This window comes from Paenibacillus sp. MMS20-IR301, from assembly GCF_032302195.1.
In the GTDB taxonomy this organism is placed as follows: Bacteria; Bacillota; Bacilli; order Paenibacillales; family Paenibacillaceae; genus Paenibacillus_AQ.
Genome location: NZ_CP135275.1, coordinates 7,043,308 through 7,061,259, shown reverse-complemented (window position 1 = coordinate 7,061,259; position 17,952 = coordinate 7,043,308). Strand labels below are relative to the sequence as shown.

Annotated in this window: 12 protein-coding genes; 2 read left to right on the top strand and 10 right to left on the bottom strand. The window is 51.4% G+C overall.

Features of this window, described 5'->3' with window-relative positions; genetic code table 11:
• Positions 1–145: 145 nt before the first annotated feature.
• From LOS79_RS30365 to LOS79_RS30355, 3 genes are all read right to left on the bottom strand, one after another.
• Complete coding sequence (locus LOS79_RS30365; protein ID WP_315414636.1) at positions 146–946, bottom strand: class I SAM-dependent methyltransferase; 801 nt, start codon at positions 944–946, stop codon at positions 146–148.
• 405 nt (positions 947–1,351) lie between these two features.
• Positions 1,352–2,755, bottom strand: coding sequence for a helix-turn-helix domain-containing protein (locus tag LOS79_RS30360; protein WP_315414635.1), 1,404 nt, complete (start codon positions 2,753–2,755; stop codon positions 1,352–1,354).
• A 168-nt stretch (positions 2,756–2,923) separates the two neighbouring features.
• Positions 2,924–4,453, bottom strand: coding sequence for an extracellular solute-binding protein (locus LOS79_RS30355; protein WP_315414634.1), 1,530 nt, complete (start codon positions 4,451–4,453; stop codon positions 2,924–2,926).
• 212 nt (positions 4,454–4,665) lie between these two features.
• On the opposite strand from LOS79_RS30355, the gene LOS79_RS30350 reads away from it, so the two are divergent.
• Positions 4,666–7,005: an AraC family transcriptional regulator gene (locus LOS79_RS30350; RefSeq protein WP_315414633.1), complete on the top strand. Its 2,340-nt coding sequence runs from the start codon at positions 4,666–4,668 to the stop codon at positions 7,003–7,005.
• A gap of 11 nt (positions 7,006–7,016) precedes the next feature.
• Here the strand turns inward: LOS79_RS30350 and LOS79_RS30345 are convergent, their stop codons facing one another.
• From LOS79_RS30345 to LOS79_RS30325, 5 genes are all read right to left on the bottom strand, one after another.
• On the bottom strand, positions 7,017–7,742 hold the full coding sequence (locus LOS79_RS30345) for a hypothetical protein (protein WP_315414630.1): 726 nt from the start codon (positions 7,740–7,742) through the stop codon (positions 7,017–7,019).
• A gap of 129 nt (positions 7,743–7,871) precedes the next feature.
• Positions 7,872–9,698: an APC family permease gene (locus tag LOS79_RS30340; RefSeq protein ID WP_315414629.1), complete on the bottom strand. Its 1,827-nt coding sequence runs from the start codon at positions 9,696–9,698 to the stop codon at positions 7,872–7,874.
• A 213-nt stretch (positions 9,699–9,911) separates the two neighbouring features.
• Positions 9,912–11,450 (bottom strand): extracellular solute-binding protein, encoded by a 1,539-nt coding sequence (locus LOS79_RS30335; RefSeq protein WP_315414628.1) that lies wholly within the window; start codon positions 11,448–11,450, stop codon positions 9,912–9,914.
• Positions 11,451–11,524: 74 nt separating this feature from the next.
• Positions 11,525–12,700, bottom strand: coding sequence for a glycoside hydrolase family 88/105 protein (locus tag LOS79_RS30330; protein WP_315414626.1), 1,176 nt, complete (start codon positions 12,698–12,700; stop codon positions 11,525–11,527).
• Between the two features lie 15 nt (positions 12,701–12,715).
• Positions 12,716–13,573, bottom strand: coding sequence for an ABC transporter permease (locus tag LOS79_RS30325; RefSeq protein WP_397386823.1), 858 nt, complete (start codon positions 13,571–13,573; stop codon positions 12,716–12,718).
• A 382-nt stretch (positions 13,574–13,955) separates the two neighbouring features.
• Between LOS79_RS30325 and LOS79_RS30320 the strand changes: the two genes are divergently transcribed.
• The gene (locus LOS79_RS30320) at positions 13,956–14,846 is read left to right on the top strand and encodes a carbohydrate ABC transporter permease (protein WP_315414624.1); all 891 of its coding nucleotides are present in this window, start codon (positions 13,956–13,958) and stop codon (positions 14,844–14,846) included.
• 136 nt (positions 14,847–14,982) lie between these two features.
• On the opposite strand, the gene LOS79_RS30315 is transcribed toward LOS79_RS30320, so the two are convergent.
• Positions 14,983–17,229, bottom strand: coding sequence for a helix-turn-helix domain-containing protein (locus tag LOS79_RS30315; RefSeq protein ID WP_315414623.1), 2,247 nt, complete (start codon positions 17,227–17,229; stop codon positions 14,983–14,985).
• A gap of 232 nt (positions 17,230–17,461) precedes the next feature.
• Positions 17,462–17,878, bottom strand: a complete 417-nt coding sequence (locus LOS79_RS30310; RefSeq protein WP_315414622.1) for a MarR family winged helix-turn-helix transcriptional regulator — start codon at positions 17,876–17,878, stop codon at positions 17,462–17,464.
• Positions 17,879–17,952 lie beyond the last annotated feature (74 nt).

The window sequence follows — 17,952 nt, the reverse complement described above, 5'->3', positions numbered from 1 at the left end:
TGAATTCGATTTGATATTTATTTTTTAAATAGGCTTCGAATTGTTTTTTCTGTGCTATGGACTTCCAAGGCGATCCAAAGAATAGGGACCGGCTAAAGATAAGCGGCTCGTCAGTGCTGTATGCTGTCGCTGAGCTTCAGATCGATTAAGAAACAGGTTCAGGATACAAAGGAGGCAGCTGAAGTCCCAGCTTATCCGCAATCAGCGTATAATACTCGGGACAACCGGGGTTTTGAGCCGTCTTGATCTCTTCAAAGGTGCGGATACACAGACCCTCGGCTGCCACGGAGCTAAGAATATCGCCGACGGTCCAGCTGCGTGTCAGAACCTTGTTTAATCCGGCACGCTCCTCTTCGGGAAGCAGCTTGGCAAATGCAACCTCGCCTTCATGGAGAGTGTCGTCAAAATAATTTCCTGTGGGATGCGGCAGATTAACCGTTGTCATCCACGTCCTTGCAAAAGGATGGAAATCCGTCAGCATCAGCCGCCCTTCTGAGTTTAGCCTCCTGCTGACCAATGAAAAGATGGAGCTCAAATCGGTGAAATAATGCAAAATCCCGAATTCCATCAAGACGGCATCAAACGTTCCAAGCGCTTCTTCATCAGGAATATTCAATACATCTGCACATATATAATTCAGCTTCACACCTGCAGCAGCCGCTGCTTCACCCGCATACAAGCGGTTTTCTTCCGAAATATCCACCACAGTAACGTCCGCACCCAACAGAGCGAAGCAAATCGCTTTCGTCCCATGCGAGCCCAGCAGATTAAGGATCCGTTTCCCTGCCGGATTCCCTGTGTACTTCAGCCAATAGCGAAGCGAATGCCTGGGGTCCGCTGCTAATTTCCGCGCGTATTCGTCCGGCGCCCCGTGATGCTGTATCCAAGCCTGATAAGCTCCCGATTCCCAGGCGGCTTTGTTAGCCATTGATAATTGCTCTTGCATAGTCTCACTCCTTTATTTATATGTTACCAGTCTCTCCAGTATAATAAACAGAGCAGACTTAAGCCCCGCCGCAAGCCTCTGCGATGGGGCTGTTGATATAGCTAATGGGAAGAGGCTTAATAGAGTGTATTAGCCGTCTCCATGAGTGAACAGTGACACAATAGGAGTGTTAGGTGCAATTGGCCCGATAAGAACAGATGACAAAATAAGACTAGCCACAGTTAGAAGTACAGCTGCCTTTTTCTTCAAAAGTTACTCCTCCTAATATGTAAAGAATAGTATTGCCTGTACATGGGCTGGGCTAACGGGCAACTTTAAATAACTTAACCTTCGCCGTGATTAAACAAGGAGACAACAGGGGACTCTGGTACAGATGGACCAACAATAATGGGTGCAAAAATAATACTAAAAACAGTTAGAAGTACGACTACCTTTTTCTTCATAAGATACTCCTCCTAAAAGTAGATTTTGGTACTGCTCCTGAATTTCTAGGCTGGCCACTCTTCGAAATCGTTCGAAGAGTGTTACACTTTCTAGTATATACTTTTCGCTGTTAATTTGCTGGAATTTTTTTAAAGATTTTAGCAAAAAATCGAAACCTTTGTCGTTTTCACCCTTGTGAAGATAATAAAAGGCCAATTCATACATTAAGGTAGCCTGACGATCCATAGCTAAATTCCGGGAATACCTTCCTTTAACTAATTCATTTAATATCTCTTCTAACTCCAACTTATAGTGTTCTAAGGTTTGATCGATATTATGATTATATTTATTTGCCGTTTTTAATATAAAGAGCAGGCCCATAACTAATTCATCTTGATGCTTATCAATATACGATACATACTTCTCTATTACAGTCGTATCGCCACTCAGTAGCTTCGTAATATAAATGTTCGCCACTGCCCACTCCTGAAAAAGCTTTATCCAATGGTCAACTTCTTCACCTTGCTCCTTCACCCAACTTAAATCCGCATAAGTATATTTGTACCCCAGCGCCCCCTCATAATCCCCAAGCTCATCGCATACATTTCCGCGCAGCAAATCACTATAAGCAACGTAAAAAAACAAAGGTCTGCTAGGACGCTTAGCCGTATCGGCTGCTCTACGCCCGGAACGGTCTAACATCTCGTATTGAATTCTGGCCTTATGGCCCATCGTGGAGGCAAATTCATCAACCCGGTCCCAGCGCTGCAGCGAACGGTATGTATTGGCAAGCTCTTTGAGCGCATCCAGCTGATCCACTTCATCCAGGCGTTCAACATAAGGCTCGAAGCGGCTGGCCGCCCACAGATTCCGGTCCTGATCATCACCCAGCGAAATGGTAAACAGCCGGTATTGGCATAAGGCCAGCCGTTCTGAATGCTGATACTTCTCCGCTTCGGCAACAATCTCATAGATGGCCGCTGCCGCATTCAGCTTCTCATTGCGAAACAATTCTTCTGCCGTGTCGAATAAAAGCGGAGCGTACATCAGGTTGTCCATAATATGCCGGGCAATTCTGCGGATGCTGTCCAGCTTATTCAGATCTGCACAACGGAGCAGCGCGGGACCGATGCGGCGCCAGTCAGAGGAGTTATCAATAATGTAATTATCGATATACAGATCATAGAAGAACCCCTCTTCATGCCCCATGGCGAGGGTAATCCGGTCCAGCTGCACCATTGCAATCGGACGATGCCCGTGAACAATATTACTCAGTGTGCCCGAATGAAGCTGCGAATGTCTGGCGAATTGAGTTAACGTGAGAGCATTCTTTTTCAAGTACTCCTCCAATTCTGCTAATATCGTGGCAGTTGCCTCCAAAGTCAAATCACCCCTCCTAAATAATTTAAATAAATAGAATAAATTTACTTTTTTGTTATACAAAACATACCAGTGGTCGATAAATTTTTCAAGCTCTATTTATGTTCTTTTCCGAAAAATTTAATATTTGGCATTAGAGTTGCCATTTCGACAATATTCAGGCCCTTATTCTCCCTAATTCTCGTCATTTCTCGCCTTTGCCTCGGCCTCGGCATACTCTTGAATGATCATACTGCCGCCGCTGGTTCTCCAGTTCTCCACCTCTTCGGCAAATCCGTCCGCATCGATATTCCCTAGAATATAATTATAAGTAGCATCTGCGATAATGGCGGACAGCTCAACGTTTTTCTCATCATAGGTGGGAGAGATTAAGCCGACGGTAGGATCATCGACCAGAAACTGCTCGTTATCTTTGTTCAGCTGGTCGGCAAGGGCGGTCAGCTGCTCTTTTTGCGCGACTTCCATAATATTCTTATTGCCCCCGTCAGCGATCATCAGTGAGTACAGCGGACTGACTTCATATACTCGCAGCTGCGACGTATTCTCGGGAAGAATAACCTTCCCCTTTCCATCCAGCGTATAATGCCGCCCCTCGAAGCCGTACACCATCAGATTCGCGACATCCTTATCCATCGCGCGGTCAAAAAAATGCAGCACCTGCTTCAACTCCTGCTCGGTGGCGATTGCTTTTTTGGAGAAAAGATACAGACCGTTATACTTGGGAATTGACCATACCTTGTACCCTTGCGGTCCTTCAATCCGGTTAATCAGGGTAAGCTCTGCCTGCGGATTAATCGCCTTCGCCTCAATTGAGAGCCGCTGCACATCGGTCATGCTGCCAATGAAAATCCCTGCCGTCCCGCGGATGAACTTATCCCGCTGCACCTCCTTGCTGGTCAGGGCGAAATCCTGGTTGATAATCCCTTCGTTGTACAATTTACGCATGAAATTCATCGTATCCATATATTCAGGCGTCGCAAATTCCGGGATGAACCGGCCATCCTCGATCTTCCAGTTATTCGGCGTGCCGAAATAGGAGCTTAACGTCTTGAATACCCCGTACACCAGATCATTGCGGTCCACCAGCCCGAGCGTATCTGCTTTGCCGTTGCCGTCCGGATCATTATAGGTGAACTGCTTCATCACCTCATACAGCTCATCCAGCGTCTGCGGCGGGCTCAGGTGCAGCTGCTCCAGCCAATCCTTGCGGATAATGATGCCCTGCCGGGAAGCCGGGCGTTCCGTGTATAGCCCGTAAATCCCCCCGTCTACAGCAGTCTGCTTGAGGATAGCGGCATCCAGCTGCCGCAGATTCGGGAATTCCTCCAGGTAAGGGCCAATCTCCCAGAAAGCGCCGGAGCGGATCATATTCTTGACCGGATTATAATCGGTGAATTTAACAAAGGTTACTTTGTCCAGCGAGCCGGTGGTCAGCGCCGTATTCATCTTATCCGTATAGACCCCTTCCGGCACCCAGGTAATATTCAGCTGTGTTCCGGTCAGGCGCTCAATCTCGGTAATCAGCTCACTTGAAGGCGTCTGCGGGAAATGCAGCGGGGCAAGAATCGAGATCGGCGGCTGATCCGCAGAGTTGTCTGAAAGTGCACTTTCCCCCCTGCTGCAAGCACTCATCATACTCAGCGGCAGCATCAGTGCTGCCCCGCAGATCATCTTCAGCGCCCTGCCCGCCAGTCTTTTGACCATTTCAATATCCTCCTTATCTTCATAGCAAAATCAGAATAATTTATATACAATAAGACCCTATTACATGAATTTACTGGCATTTCAAGCGATGATTAGAGAAAATGATTATTGCGGCACCAGATGATTATTGTTATTATCCTTCGTGGTGCATACACTTAAAGCAGCTGATAGAGACTTTCTCGGCGCAAATCTAAGCAAAGGTGCTGAACCCGTTGAAGCATTTCAGTTTTCTGAGCAAATTAATGATGTTCACGTTCGCCATCAGTATCCTTCCGGTGGTATTCATCGGTTCTTTCTCTTATTTCACATCCTCCAAGGAAATTCAAAAAAATGTTAACGAAAGCAAAAAGGAACTTATTTTACAAATTACCTCAAATGTAGAGCATAAGCTTAACACTGTCAATCAGACGCTGAACCAGGTAGTGAACTCTTCAGTGCTGAAAAAAGCGCTTAATAATCCGCTTAATGAAACCGATTTCATTTTATATAATGACATAAGAAACGAAATCCGCAATATGCAGTCCTTTGATACCCGGCTGGAGGATGTGATTCTGCTCAATCAGCGGCAGAACTGGATGATTAAGAATTCCGGCCTCTACCGGCTGAATGAATATCCCAATTACGAGCAGCTCGCCAATCTGCTGAATGTTCAGGGCAGCTCTGCGTGGGTGCTGAATCCCTCTTCCCTGTTCTACAGCGAGGAGAGCATCAATGTGACCGGCTGCAGCTACAGCATCAGTCTGATTAAGAAGCTGCCGACCACCAAGCTGCAAAAATACGGGCTGGCCCTGGCCAACATCCCGGCCTGCAGTCTTCAGGACTTCATTAACTCCGATGTGCAGCCGCTGGACAGTATCATTGTGCTGGATCAGGCGGGGCGGATTCTGCTGCATCCTGACCGCTCCCTGATCGGTCAGCCTGCCGAGGCGGGCGGATTCATGGGCTTTCCGCAGATCAGCGCTGCCGCAGAGCCTTCCGGACAATTCAAGACGGAGATCGGCAAAGCGGATTATTCTGTGACGTATATGCGCTCCCAGCTTAACGGCTGGATTTATTTGTCTGTAACTTCGATTGAGAGCCTGACCCGGGAATCCGGTAAAATCGGTACCTATACAGTATTGGTCTGTACATTCATGCTGCTGTTATCTGTACTGCTGGCGTGGCTCGGGTCCCGGCGCATGTACACTCCGATCGCCAGACTGCTCAGCCAGATGGGCCAGCGCCGTCCCGGCCTGCGGGCCAGACATACGGATGAGTTCCAGCTGATCGGGGAGCAGGTACATTCTCTGTTTCAATCCAAATCCCAGCTGGAAAAAGAGGTCAGCCAGCATATCCGGCAGGTGCGGACCTTCTTCCTCATCCAGGCCTTGCAGGGGAACCTCAGGAAACGCGAGCTGCTGGAGGAGCTGGAGCAGTACGGGTATAGCCGGCAGCTGGAGGAATGGCGGACGATGGCGGTGATTACGCTGAGCATCGATTTCACGGAGGAGAGCAGCTATGAGAAGAAGGATCTCAATCTGCTGTTGTTTGCCGCGCACAATATGATTGAAGAGCTGGTCTCTGCGGATAACCGGCTGACACCTGTGGTGATGGGGCATGCCCTCGTAACCGTGATCGGCAGCGGTGATGCAAGCACGGAGGCTTTTCACCGGATGCTCTATGGCTTGACGGAGACGCTGCAGCAGGAGATCAATAATTACCTGAAGCTGCAGGTCAGTATCGGCCTCAGTCTGCCCTTTCACGCTTTGGATAAAATGTCTATCGCTTACCGCGAGGGTCTGGAGGCCTTGAAGCACCGGATTACGCTCGGCAAGGGCATCATTATTCAATACGAGAATCTGAATTCCGGCAAGCATTATCTTAATCTGAACTACCCGACTCATACCGAAAATGATCTGATGGACGCCATCAAGCTGGCGGACAGCGATAAGGCGAAGGAGCTGCTGCATAAGCTGTTCAAGTGTATTTTTGCACTGGGCCTCTCGCCGCAGGAGTACCAGATTCCGCTGACCCGGCTGCTGAACAATACGCTGATTATGATGCAGGAATCGGGAATCACGCTGAATCAGATTTATCACACTAACGGATCGTTGTTCGAGGAGCTGACCGATCTGCATATCGTGGCGGAGATTGAAGACTGGTTCTGGACCATCGTCATCGAGCCGGTCATTGTTATCTTTAACAGCAGGCAGAACGCCCAGTATCATAATATTTCCGAGAAGCTGATCGATATTGTCCAGCATGAATATGACCGGGATCTGACGCTGGAGGAATGTGCTTCCCGGCTGCATTATAACGCCAACTACATCAGCAGTGTGTTCCGCAAGGAGACCCAGTATTACTTCAGTGACTACCTCATTATGTACCGGTTCAAAATGGCCAAAAAATGGCTGGAGGAAACCGACATGCCGGTCAAGGATATCGCCTCCCGCTTAAGATACAATAACTCGCAGAACTTCATCCGCTCCTTCCGCAAGCAGGAGGGAATGACACCGGGACAATACCGGGACAGCTTCAGCTCGAAGCCTAAGGCTGTGCCGGATGATTATTAGCTGGCGGCTGCTTAGGAGGCCCCGGCTGAGGGGCCGGCTCCCGCTTGGGGTTTGCGCGGTTTTCTTGAACGGATAAAGGACGCAATAATGATAGCTACAATCAGGATCAGACCGCCTGCGGCAATAGCAATATTCTTAAGATCAGGCACATACACGGCCAGCCGCAGCGGCTCAGAATCTGCGAGTGAAATATGCCATGTCAAAGTGTTGCCGTCTTGCTCAGCAGCATTGTTCGCCCCGTACAGATTATACGGAAGCGTTAATTTGAAGTCGACGGTGAAGCTGCCCATCAGGAGCCGCACGAGCGATTTCGGCACGCTTAAGCTGCCGATGCCGTCAATAATTTCTTCCGAATAGGCGTTCAGCTTGGGCTGGGCCACAACATCATATCTCGTATACAGCCACTTGTCCGCCGTCTCGACCTTGGCCTCCACGATATCGAAGCTGCTTCCGCTCGCCTGCAGCTCCTCGAAGGAGGCATAGGATTTCAGAAACTGATATTTCGTAGATTTACCGCTTGCTGTTTTACTCAGTTCAATGCCGGCTGCCGCAAGCTTGTCCGTCAGCAGCTTCTCTACGGAACCGCTGACCAGCGCTTCGGCACGGGAATCCAGCAGCAGGCTGAAGGCCAGGTCGAGCGAGCCGTTCTTCTTGACGGTCATATGAGCCGTCCCCTGCGCACAGCCTGAGAGCAGCAGCACAAGCACCATTATCATCAGCAGTATTCTAGCTTTCATTCTGTGGAGCCCCCGTTTCTTCAACTCTTCCCCTCCATCCTTCCTGTCGCAATTGCTCTGCTAGTTACATAGAGCCAGCTTACCAAAAACTCCGCTCCTGTATAAGAGCAGAGTTTGGTATAGCAACCATTATTTCTTCAAATGATAAGGTACTGTAGTGATAATTACATTCCTCCGGTAGAGCAGATGAGTGCGGATCAGCAGGCTGGACTGGTTATGGAGGATGTTATGCCAGCCCTTCTTCGGGATGAACTGCGGAACGATGACCGTCACCTGATAATTTGATTCACTGGCCTTGCGCTGAACGGTATCAATGAACTTAGTCAGCGGATGAATGATCGTCCGGTAAGGTGAATACAGCGTCACCAGGCGTACCTCGGGATGGAATTTCTTCCACTTTTCTTCGAAAATGGCATCATCCTCCCGCTCAAACGGGACGTGTACAGCAATGATCTGCTGGGCGCCAAGCGACTTGGCATACCGCAGGGAATTCTCCACTACATGTGTAATGCCGGCCACCGGGAGGATGATAATATTCCCTTCAATCGCAAGCGGCGGTTCCCCGCAGGTATTAATCCGCAGCTGTTCAGCCACGGACTCATAATGCTTGCGGATGCGGTAGAAGAGCAGAATGATGAGCGGCAGGAAGACCAGCACCGGCCAGACCTGCGGGAATTTGGTCAGGAAGAACATCATAGTCACGATGAAGCTGATGAGTGCTCCGGCTGTATTAATAATCAGCTTGGGCAGCCAGCCCTCCGGCTTCTGCCGGATCCATTTGAGCATCATCCCGGTCTGCGAGAGCGTGAACGGAATGAACACCCCGACCGCATAGAGCGGAATCAGGTGCTCCGTCCGCCCCTCAAAGGCAATAATCAGGATGATCGACAAGATGCCAAGACTAAGAATCCCGTTAGAGTAGCCAAGCCGGTCCCCCCGGACCGTGAACATCCGCGGGATGAATTTATCCTTGGCCAGATTCACCGCCAGCAGCGGGAATGCGGAATATCCGGTATTGGCCGCCAGAACCAGAATCAGGGCCGTAGTTCCCTGCAGGAAGAAATACATGAAGTTCCTGCCGAAGACCTGCTCCGCAATATCGGAGACAACCGTCACCTCTTCGCGCGGGGCTATGCCGTAATAGTAAGCCAGGAAGACAATGCCTGAGAATAACAGCGCCAGCAGTATGCCCATTGCCGCCAGTGTCTTCGCGGCATTATTCGGTGCAGGCGCCTTGAAGTTAGGAATGGCATTCGAGATGGCCTCCACACCGGTCAGCGCCGAGCTCCCCGAGGAGAAGGCCCGGAGCAGCAGGAACAGGCTGACCCCGGCTACCGGTGTGCCCAGCGAAGTATGCAGCTGAGCCGGCACATCGCCGCTCATAATACGGAAGAGGCCGAGGCCGATCATGATGAACATGGCGAAGACGAACAGATATACCGGATACGCCAGAAAGGACGCGGATTCCGTCACTCCGCGCAGGTTCAGGGTCGTAATCAGCAGAACAAACAGAATGGCAATCAGCACATTATAAGGACGCAGGCCCGGAAAAGCCGAGGTGATGGCGTCTGTTCCGGCGGATACGCTCACCGCCACAGTCAATATATAGTCAACAAGCAGGGAGCCGCCGGCAATGAGACCGGGATATTTGCCCAGATTCTCCTTCGATACCACATATGCCCCGCCGCCCTGCGGATAAGCAAAAATAATCTGCCTGTAGGAAAGAATCAGCGCCAGCAGCAGTACAAGCACACCAACAGCGATGGGAATCGAATACCAGAAAGCCGCTGTACTGACCGTAATCAGCACCAGCAAAATCTGCTCGGGTCCGTAAGCTACCGAAGACAAGGCATCGGAGGACAAGATGGCCAGGGCTTTGGTCTTGTTCAGCTTCTGCTCACCCAGCTGCTCCGACTTCAGCGGCCGTCCAATCAGGAATCTTTTTACCGAGAACATATCAGCTCACCCGACTTTTTTTAATGTTATATTACCCATGGCGTTCAATTATAATCTGGCCCTATAACTGGGTGGAGACACTATATTTGCTGCTCCGTCCGTAACTACCTTAATCCTTTTGACGCCGTCTGTACAGATGCAGATGGCATGTACGGCAAAAAGGACAAAGCGGAGATTCCGCTTTGTCCCTGGTGAACCCGTGCAGCTGTCCGCTTAGCCGTTTACCGCTTTGTAAGCAGCCTCATATTCAGAGATGATGTCATTACCGCCGGATTTGCGCCATTTCTCCACTTCCTGCTTGAATGCGGCAAGGTCGATTTTCTCCAGAATATACTTGTAGGTGGCATCGGTGATAATCTTCTGCAGCTCGGAGCCTTCCGCAGAGAACGTCGGAGATTCCAGGGAGTACATCGGATTCAGCACCGCATGCTTCTCGTTATCAAGGATCAGGCGCGCAGCTTCTGTTCTCAGCGGATCAGCATCATGGATAACATAGCCAGGCTCTTTGGGCCGCGCGGAAGCGAACGGCTGGACCTCCTGCTGCCACAGCTCGGTGTTGATAATCGTAACTGCTTTGTCGGCATCAACTGTGTAGTGCACACCTTCGATGCCATAGGTCATCAGGGCGAATACTTCCTCCGACATAATATCATTTACAAATTGCAGTAACTGTTTGAGCTCGGCTTCGTCCTTGACTTCCGATTTCGGGAAGGACATCAGACCGCCCACGCCGTTGCTCGAGCTCCAGATCGCCCGGTCGGCTTCATTGCCGGTGGAGGTAATATCGTTCACCATGACCAGATCCATGTTATCCTGAATGCCTTTGGCCATGTTCAACAGGTTCTTGCTGTCAAAGAGCGCTCCGACATAAATCCCGGCCTTCCCCTGTGCAAAGCCCTGCTGCTGGTCGGTCTTGGCGGTTACAGCGAAATCCTGATTGATATAGCCGCCTTTATACAGCTCTTTCATATAATCCATTGCCTTCACATAACCTTCAGATTCAAACTCCGGCGTCACAGTCCCGCTGTCATCCACATGCCAGCCGGACGGCGTGCCGAAATAGGAGCCCAGCGTTTTGAATGCACCGAAGACCAGATCGCTCCGGTCGATGAAGCCGGTAGTATCTTTAGATCCATTGCCGTCCGGGTCCTGTTCTGTAAACGCTTTCGCAACTTGCATCAGTTCATCAGTTGTTTTGGGGACCGCCATACCCAGCTTATCCAGCCAGTCCTTGCGGAGAATAACACCATTTCTGGCCAGATCCTTCACCATCGGGATACCGTAGAGCTTGCCTTCAATAGAAGCTGAGGTGCGCATATCCTGGGAAATAGCTGCGAGGTTCGGGAATTCATCCAGGTACGGGCCGACATCCCAGAAGACTCCGGCTTTCAGCGCATTGCGCACGGAAGAATTCTCCAACAGGGTCAGAGTCACTATATCGGCAAGGGAATCAGAAGCCAGCGCTGTATTGATCCGCTCCTCCTTGGAGGCATCCGGTACCCAGGTGAAGTCCAGCTCTGTATTCGTGATCTCCTCAATTTTATTAAGCACGGTATCTGTCGGCGGCGTGGTGGAATGCAGAATGTTCATCCAGCTGATCTTTGTCTTTGCTGCCGGCGTTTCCTGCACTGTCCCGTTCCCCGCCGGACTTGCAGCCTGCCCTGTGTCCGCAGGTTCATTGTTGCCGCAGGCCCCCAGTACCAGAGCGCTGCTGACAGCAAGCACTGCCAATTTACTAATCTTCTTATTCATTCCCTATTCCCCTTTTCTGCTCATTTGTGTAGCTGTATCTTCCTCTCCCCCGCTTGCGGGGGAGTCAGAATTCCTTAATGAGACGCAGTATGCTGCCCGCGTGAGCGCTGCAGCTGCTCATACTCGCCGCAGGCCAGCAGGAAGGCTCCCAGCCCCTTCTGGTCATTCGTGATAATCGGCTCACTGATGTAATACGCGTAGGTTCCGTCTCTGCGGTCTTCCCCGCCCAGGCCGGCGACCTGGCAGGTCTTATTCAGATTGACCCACCCGCGTCCGGTTACCGTCACAAACTCGGCAATTAAGCCTGCATAGGCCCGGTCCAGCGTCTCCTGCCAGCCCGCCTCTGCCTCCAGCACGCCCAGCATGATCCCCTTCGCTATGGCATAGGTGATCATGCCGGAAGCCGAGGACTCCAGATAATTGCCCTTGCGGCCGCTCTCATTGACCACCTGGTACCAGACACCGGAAGAGGGGTCCTGGAATCTCCGCAAGGCGCCCAGTGTATCCTGCAGTATTCTCACCAGCTCTGCATAATCCTCATGCCCGGCGGGCAGAATAGCCAGCACATCGGCCAGTGCCATCACATACCAGCCGAGCGACCGCCCCCAGAAATTCGGGGACTGGCCGGTCTGCGGATGGCTCCACGGCTGGGCGCGCTGCTCATCCCAGGCATGATAGAGCAGACCGGTCTGCGGGTCCTTCGTATGCCGCTCACAGATGATGAACTGCCGCGTTACATCCTCAAGGCCCTGTCCAGCTTCGAAGGCCAGCAAGTATTCGAGATAGAACGGTGCCCCCATGTACAATCCGTCCAGCCAGATCTGCTGCGGGTAGATTTGCTTATGCCAGAACGCCAGCTCTGAGGTCCGGGGATGCTGCTTCAGCTGCTCCCGCAGCTGCCCGGCGGCTAACCTGTACTTATCCAGCCCGGTCTCCCGGTAAAGCGCAAACAGCAGCTTGCCGTTATTGAGATGGTCAATGTTATACTCATCGGGCCGGTAACCCCTAATGCTGCCGTCTTCCCCGATGAAATAATCCATCTGCTCCCGGATGTAGCGGAAATATTCCGGATGGCCCGTCTGCCGCCAGAGCAGCTCGAAGCCCTTCAATATAACCCCGTAATCATATGACCACTTGCCCTCATAGCCTTTAGCCTCATACAGCCGCGGTGTCCGTTCCATAACCGATTCTGCCGTCCGCACCGCCCATCTCATCCTGTCCGCCATCATAACCTCCGTTTGAAATGACATTAGATTCAGCTAAGTCTAGTACACCCCGTCTTCGCCCATCTTCTTAGCCAGTTTGTTCGACAGCATAACGAGAATCAGACCTACAAGCCCCTTGAATAGACCGACGGTGGTACTGAAGCTGAGCTGGCCGTTCTTCAGACCTGCAGTGTAGATATAAGTATCGAAGATTTCCCCCACCTCACGGTTCAGGGAGTTAATCAGCAGGTACATATGCTCGAAGCCGAGATCGAGCGTATGCCCGATTTTGAGAATGAGCAGCGTAATGATAACCGGACGGATTGCCGGAAGGGTAACATGCCAGGTCTTGCGCAATCTGCCTGCTCCGTCCATCTCGGCGGCTTCATATAACTGGGTATCGACAACTGTGATGGCTGCCAGATAGATAATGGTCGACCAGCCGAGCTCCTTCCAGATGATCTGTGCGATATAGACGGCGCGCAGCCACTCCGGAGAAGTGAGGAAGCTGATCTTCCGGCCGCCGAGTGCGGCAATAGCCTCATTAAGTACCCCGCCGTCCACATTCATGAATACATAAGTAATGGAAACAATGATTACCCAGGACAGGAAATGCGGAATATAAATGATCGTCTGCACCACATTTTTGAACATTTTATTGCGGACCTCATTCAGCATCAGCGATAAAATAATCGGCAGCGGGAAAAAGATCACCAGGTTCAGCGCAAACAGGATCAGCGTATTCCTGAGCAGCATAAGGAAGGTCGGCTCCGTGAACAGGCGGATGAAATGTTTGAATCCGACCCACGGGCTGCCCCCGATCCCCATATAAGGCTGATAGTCCTGGAATGAGATAATCAGACCGCCCATCGGCAGGTACTTAAAGATTACAAAGTACACGAACCCCGGCAGGATCATCAGATATAACAGCTTGTTTCTTTTTAGACTCAGCAGATTGTAATTTCTCCGCTTCTTGCTTGCCGCTACCGGATTAAGCTCCATCGCGGCAACATTTGCTTCCTTCACCAGATCGGCCTCCTTGAACGTGTTTCTCTACGCCTCAAGCTTATGACGGCACCGGAATTACGTATATAATCATTACCTACACTTTTGCCGCAGCCCGCGCCGCTACAGGCTTTCCTGGAGCAGTATCTCTTGCAGGGATACCTATCATGGCTAAGGAGCATCTCCGGTTGTGAGCCGTTTTCCGCCCTTCCGCAAAGCCGTAGCTAATGATTATATACGGAATGTATCCGCCTTGTTACAGTGTCATTGATACGAATACAAGGAGGATAACCGCATGGCGCAATCAACATCATCATTCAAAAAAGAAACGATGGGCGGACGAATGTTCACCATTGTGAATACCACCCTGCTGGCACTCATCGCCCTGATTTGTCTCTTTCCCTTTGTCAATGTGTTTGCCAGCTCCTTTGCTTCTACACAAGAGGTGGTGGAGAAGAAATTCGTCCTGTTCCCCACGACCTTTTCATTAGACGCTTACCGCTTTATTCTGTCTACACCCACAATCTTCAGAGCCCTCGGCGTATCTGTCGGGGTCACGGTTGCCGGAACCGTATTCAGTATGATACTTACCGCACTGATGGCTTACGGCTTATCCCGCAAATATCTGGCCGGCCGGGATTTCATTAACTTCGTAGTGGTGTTCTCGATGCTGTTCAGCGGGGGGATGATTCCTACCTTTCTCGTGGTCAAAATGTTCGGATTAATCGACTCCTACGGGTCCATGATCATCCCCTCAGCCATCAACGCCTTCAATCTGATCATTATGCGCAACTTCTTCCAGGCGCTGCCGGAGGGGCTGGAGGAATCCGCCAAGATTGACGGCTCCAATGACTTCGGTGTCTTAATCAAAATCATGCTGCCGCTGGCGCTGCCCTCCATCGCCACCCTCTCCCTGTTCTATGGCGTAGCCTACTGGAACACTTATATGACAGCCGTCCTGTATATCAACGACTCGGTCAGATGGCCGATTCAGGTGCTGCTGCGCCAGATCGTTATCGTCTCCAGCGGGATGCAGGGCGATAACGCCTCGGTCGATATTATTCCGCCGGCCCAGACGATTAAGATGGCCGTTATCGTCGTTGCCACCGTGCCGATGCTGGTTGCCTATCCGTTCGTGCAGAAGCATTTCACTAAAGGGGCCATGCTCGGTGCAGTCAAAGGCTGACCCGCCGGAATGAACACGGTTTCCAAAAATGATGCAAACAGCCAGTCCCGGGTATGGGGCTGGCTGTTTGCTGTTATGCTCGTTATTCTGTTTATTCTGGTTATTCTGGTTATGCTGCTCCTGCTGTACCGGCAGGCTATTTCTCCTGCTTCATCGACCGGTAGGCGCCCGGAGTTACATGCTCCTTCTTGCGGAAGGAGCGGATAAAGTTCTGCGGATTATGGTATTGCAGCCGCTCGCCGATCTCCTTAATCGTCATGTCGCTCTCCACCAGCCATTTCTTGGCCGTCTCCAGCCGGTAGCCCATCAGATATTCACTGAAGGTCATGCCGAATTCCTTCTTGAAAATGCTGCTCAAATAGTTAGGACTGTAATGCAGGCGCTCACCGATCAGCTCCAGCGACAGATCCTGGTCATATTCCGTGCGCACAATGCCCGCTATCTGGTCGGCAAGGCCGCGGAACTGCCGGGTCGTCTTCTCCTTCATGCTGGTCACCATCGGCTGAATCACCTCTTTGACCAGAATCCGTTCAATCTCCTCCGGATTGCGGATATCGAGCAGCCGGTGGTACAGGGCAGAATGATCCTGGGTCAGCAGCACCTCCACGCCGATCAGCTGTTCCAGCTGAATGAGGTTATTCACGAAGCGGATCAGCGTCACTTCAAAGTTGAGCGGGTTCTTGCTGTGCTTCATCATCTCCCCGAGCAGCGGGTAGAGCGAACGCGACACCTGCTCCTCATCGCCCAGCCGGATCGCGTCGAACAACCGGGATTCCAGCTCTGACGGGTAATGCAGCAGCACCGGCCCCGAGATCACGTTAGAGATATCCTCATAAAAGATAATGGATTCCTTCCCCAGATTCAGCCGGGTGTGCAGCGCCTGCTTGCTCATCTCGCAGGCTTCCCTGCTGCCGGTCAGGTCGGTATAGAACCGGCTGATCCCAACGCTGACCGACAGCTTGAGCAGCTCCCGCACCGCCCTGATGATCCGCTTGGCATCCTCCAGCACCTGCTTGCGGTTCTCCTGCTCACTTGCGCCTTCGAAGATCAGGATCGTCGCCTGCGTCTTATCGTTGAGCAGAATCGGAATCATCCTCCGGGAGCCCGGAAGGAGCTCCTCTACCAGCTTGTTCACGGCGACGAGCAGCAGATTCTTATCATTCGCCTGCCGTTCCCCGTAATTGTCGAGCTGGATCAGCATGGCGGCGAAACGCGTATCCTCCGCGAACGAATAGCCGAACCGGGCCATATTATGCTCCAGCTCTCCGGCCGACATGCTGCCCCGGAACAGATTCAGGATACACTGGGTTTCCAGCTGCGGCATCTCCAGCTCCAGCAGCCCCTCCAGATTCTCTTTCTCCGACAAAATAGTATCTATGGATCTGATAATCCAGTCAATCTCATCTTTCGGTGCAGGCTGAGCGTCCCCAGACAGCTTCCGCTGGATCTTCTGGATACGCCTGGTGAAATGCAGCGCCGTGCCGTAAGCCACAACTACAATCAGCAGCGTAATGATTACAATCATCATGATTAGGCCGAACCGGGTGGCCGTCAGCGCATCCGAAACCTCCTTCTGCTCCAGCAGCGTTACATAGATCCAATTGTTATAGGAAGATTTGGCGTAGATGGCCTTAACCTTCTGGCGGTCGGACAGCTCAAGCGGCACTATGCCCGTCAGGCCTCCGCTGCCGGCTGCCTCTGTAACGCGGCTTAATTGGGCTGCTGTCGGCAGCTCTGCTTCTCCCGCATCAGGCCCGTAGAGAATATCTCCCTGCCGGTTCAGCAGGAATACCGGGGTATTATCTTCCGTCTGCAGGGTGCGCCGCAGCGACAGCAGGGATATATCGGATAAGGCGATGGCCTGCTTATTCTGGGAGAATACCGGCAGCGTATTCACAAACCGGATGCCGTTATCCGTCTTGATCCAGAAGAGCGACTGCTTCTGATCATCAATATATTCCGCGAACAGGGCGGCCCGGTCCCCGGCGGTCAGATACGAGAGCCGGCCGTTCGAGATTTGCCAATCCTGCTCCAGGCTGATGAGGGAGTATTCCACGCCGTCCATCCCCAGAGAGGCTATGTAATTCAGCTGCGTATTAATATCGCGGTAAGCCTGGAAATCCGATTCGGTAATCGGATTCTTGATGACCTCACTGAACGAGCTGGTGGTGCTGTACGTGTTGAAGGCATATTCGATCGTCTTAATTTTTTGCTCAAGCGTGCTTCTGATCTGATTAATCAGCCGCTGCTTGCCGTCAGCGACCCGCTCAATCACAGAATGGTTGGTTGTCATATAAATATAGCTGCCGAAGCTGATTACCAGACCGATGCCAAGCACCAGTATAGGGATGAAAATCTTATAGAACATCCTGCCTTTTTTCATAGATTGGCTCCTTCAACTAAGTACTCAAGCTCAATTATAGCGTTTTCATTCTGTGAAGTTCAAGGATTATTAACGTGTGCAAAATGTCCGCCGCCCCTGCCCGGTGCACGCTGCAGCAGGCAGAAACAGGCCCGCCGGAAACCTCCGGGGACCCTGTTTCAATTATCCGGTACGGATGCCGGAACAAGCTGTGATAATGAACCGGCCTGTGCGCTCAGGTACAATCCGGCTGCTACAGCCAGTCTGCCGTGAGCAGTCTGCGCAGGTTCTCCACCTGCTCCTTGCCGATCTTGGCCGCAATCTCCGCCTCAATGCCCTGCTTGATCTCCAGCATGCTTCTGCAGGCTGCGGCACCTTTCTCCGTAAGCACGATATGCTTGTCCCGGTTATTCCCTTCCACGGCAGCCGTCCCCGCGTAACCCTCGGCAAGCAGATTATTAATCGTCTTCTGCGTTCCCTGGCGGGAGATGCTGATCATCCGGCTGAGCTCGGAAATAGACAGCATCTCATGCAGCTCCAGCATCGCCAGAATATGCGTCTCTGTCTTATTCAGCGGCTCTCCGCTCAGCAGATTGACCTTGTCCCGCAGCACCTTATGCTTTTCACTAAGTAAATCTATCAAATTCAAATCCTGAATATACTCTTTCATATAGAAGCCTCCAAATTCACATATACAGTTACAGCAAATAAACATCTTCATTCCATTATTGTCAACTAGGTTGA

Bases quoted from the DNA above. Each gene is read 5' to 3' on its own strand.
- LOS79_RS30355 (WP_315414634.1), bottom strand. From the start codon at position 4,453: ATGGTCAAAAGACTGGCGGGCAGGGCGCTGAAGATGATCTGCGGGGCA.
- LOS79_RS30310 (WP_315414622.1), bottom strand. From the start codon at position 17,878: ATGAAAGAGTATATTCAGGATTTGAATTTGATAGATTTACTTAGTGAA.
- LOS79_RS30330 (WP_315414626.1), bottom strand. From the start codon at position 12,700: ATGTCATTTCAAACGGAGGTTATGATGGCGGACAGGATGAGATGGGCG.
- LOS79_RS30340 (WP_315414629.1), bottom strand. From the start codon at position 9,698: ATGTTCTCGGTAAAAAGATTCCTGATTGGACGGCCGCTGAAGTCGGAG.
- LOS79_RS30325 (WP_397386823.1), bottom strand. From the start codon at position 13,573: ATGATCCTGCCGGGGTTCGTGTACTTTGTAATCTTTAAGTACCTGCCG.
- LOS79_RS30365 (WP_315414636.1), bottom strand. From the start codon at position 946: ATGCAAGAGCAATTATCAATGGCTAACAAAGCCGCCTGGGAATCGGGA.
- LOS79_RS30315 (WP_315414623.1), bottom strand. From the start codon at position 17,229: ATGAAAAAAGGCAGGATGTTCTATAAGATTTTCATCCCTATACTGGTG.
- LOS79_RS30335 (WP_315414628.1), bottom strand. From the start codon at position 11,450: ATGAATAAGAAGATTAGTAAATTGGCAGTGCTTGCTGTCAGCAGCGCT.
- LOS79_RS30345 (WP_315414630.1), bottom strand. From the start codon at position 7,742: ATGAAAGCTAGAATACTGCTGATGATAATGGTGCTTGTGCTGCTGCTC.
- LOS79_RS30320 (WP_315414624.1), top strand. From the start codon at position 13,956: ATGGCGCAATCAACATCATCATTCAAAAAAGAAACGATGGGCGGACGA.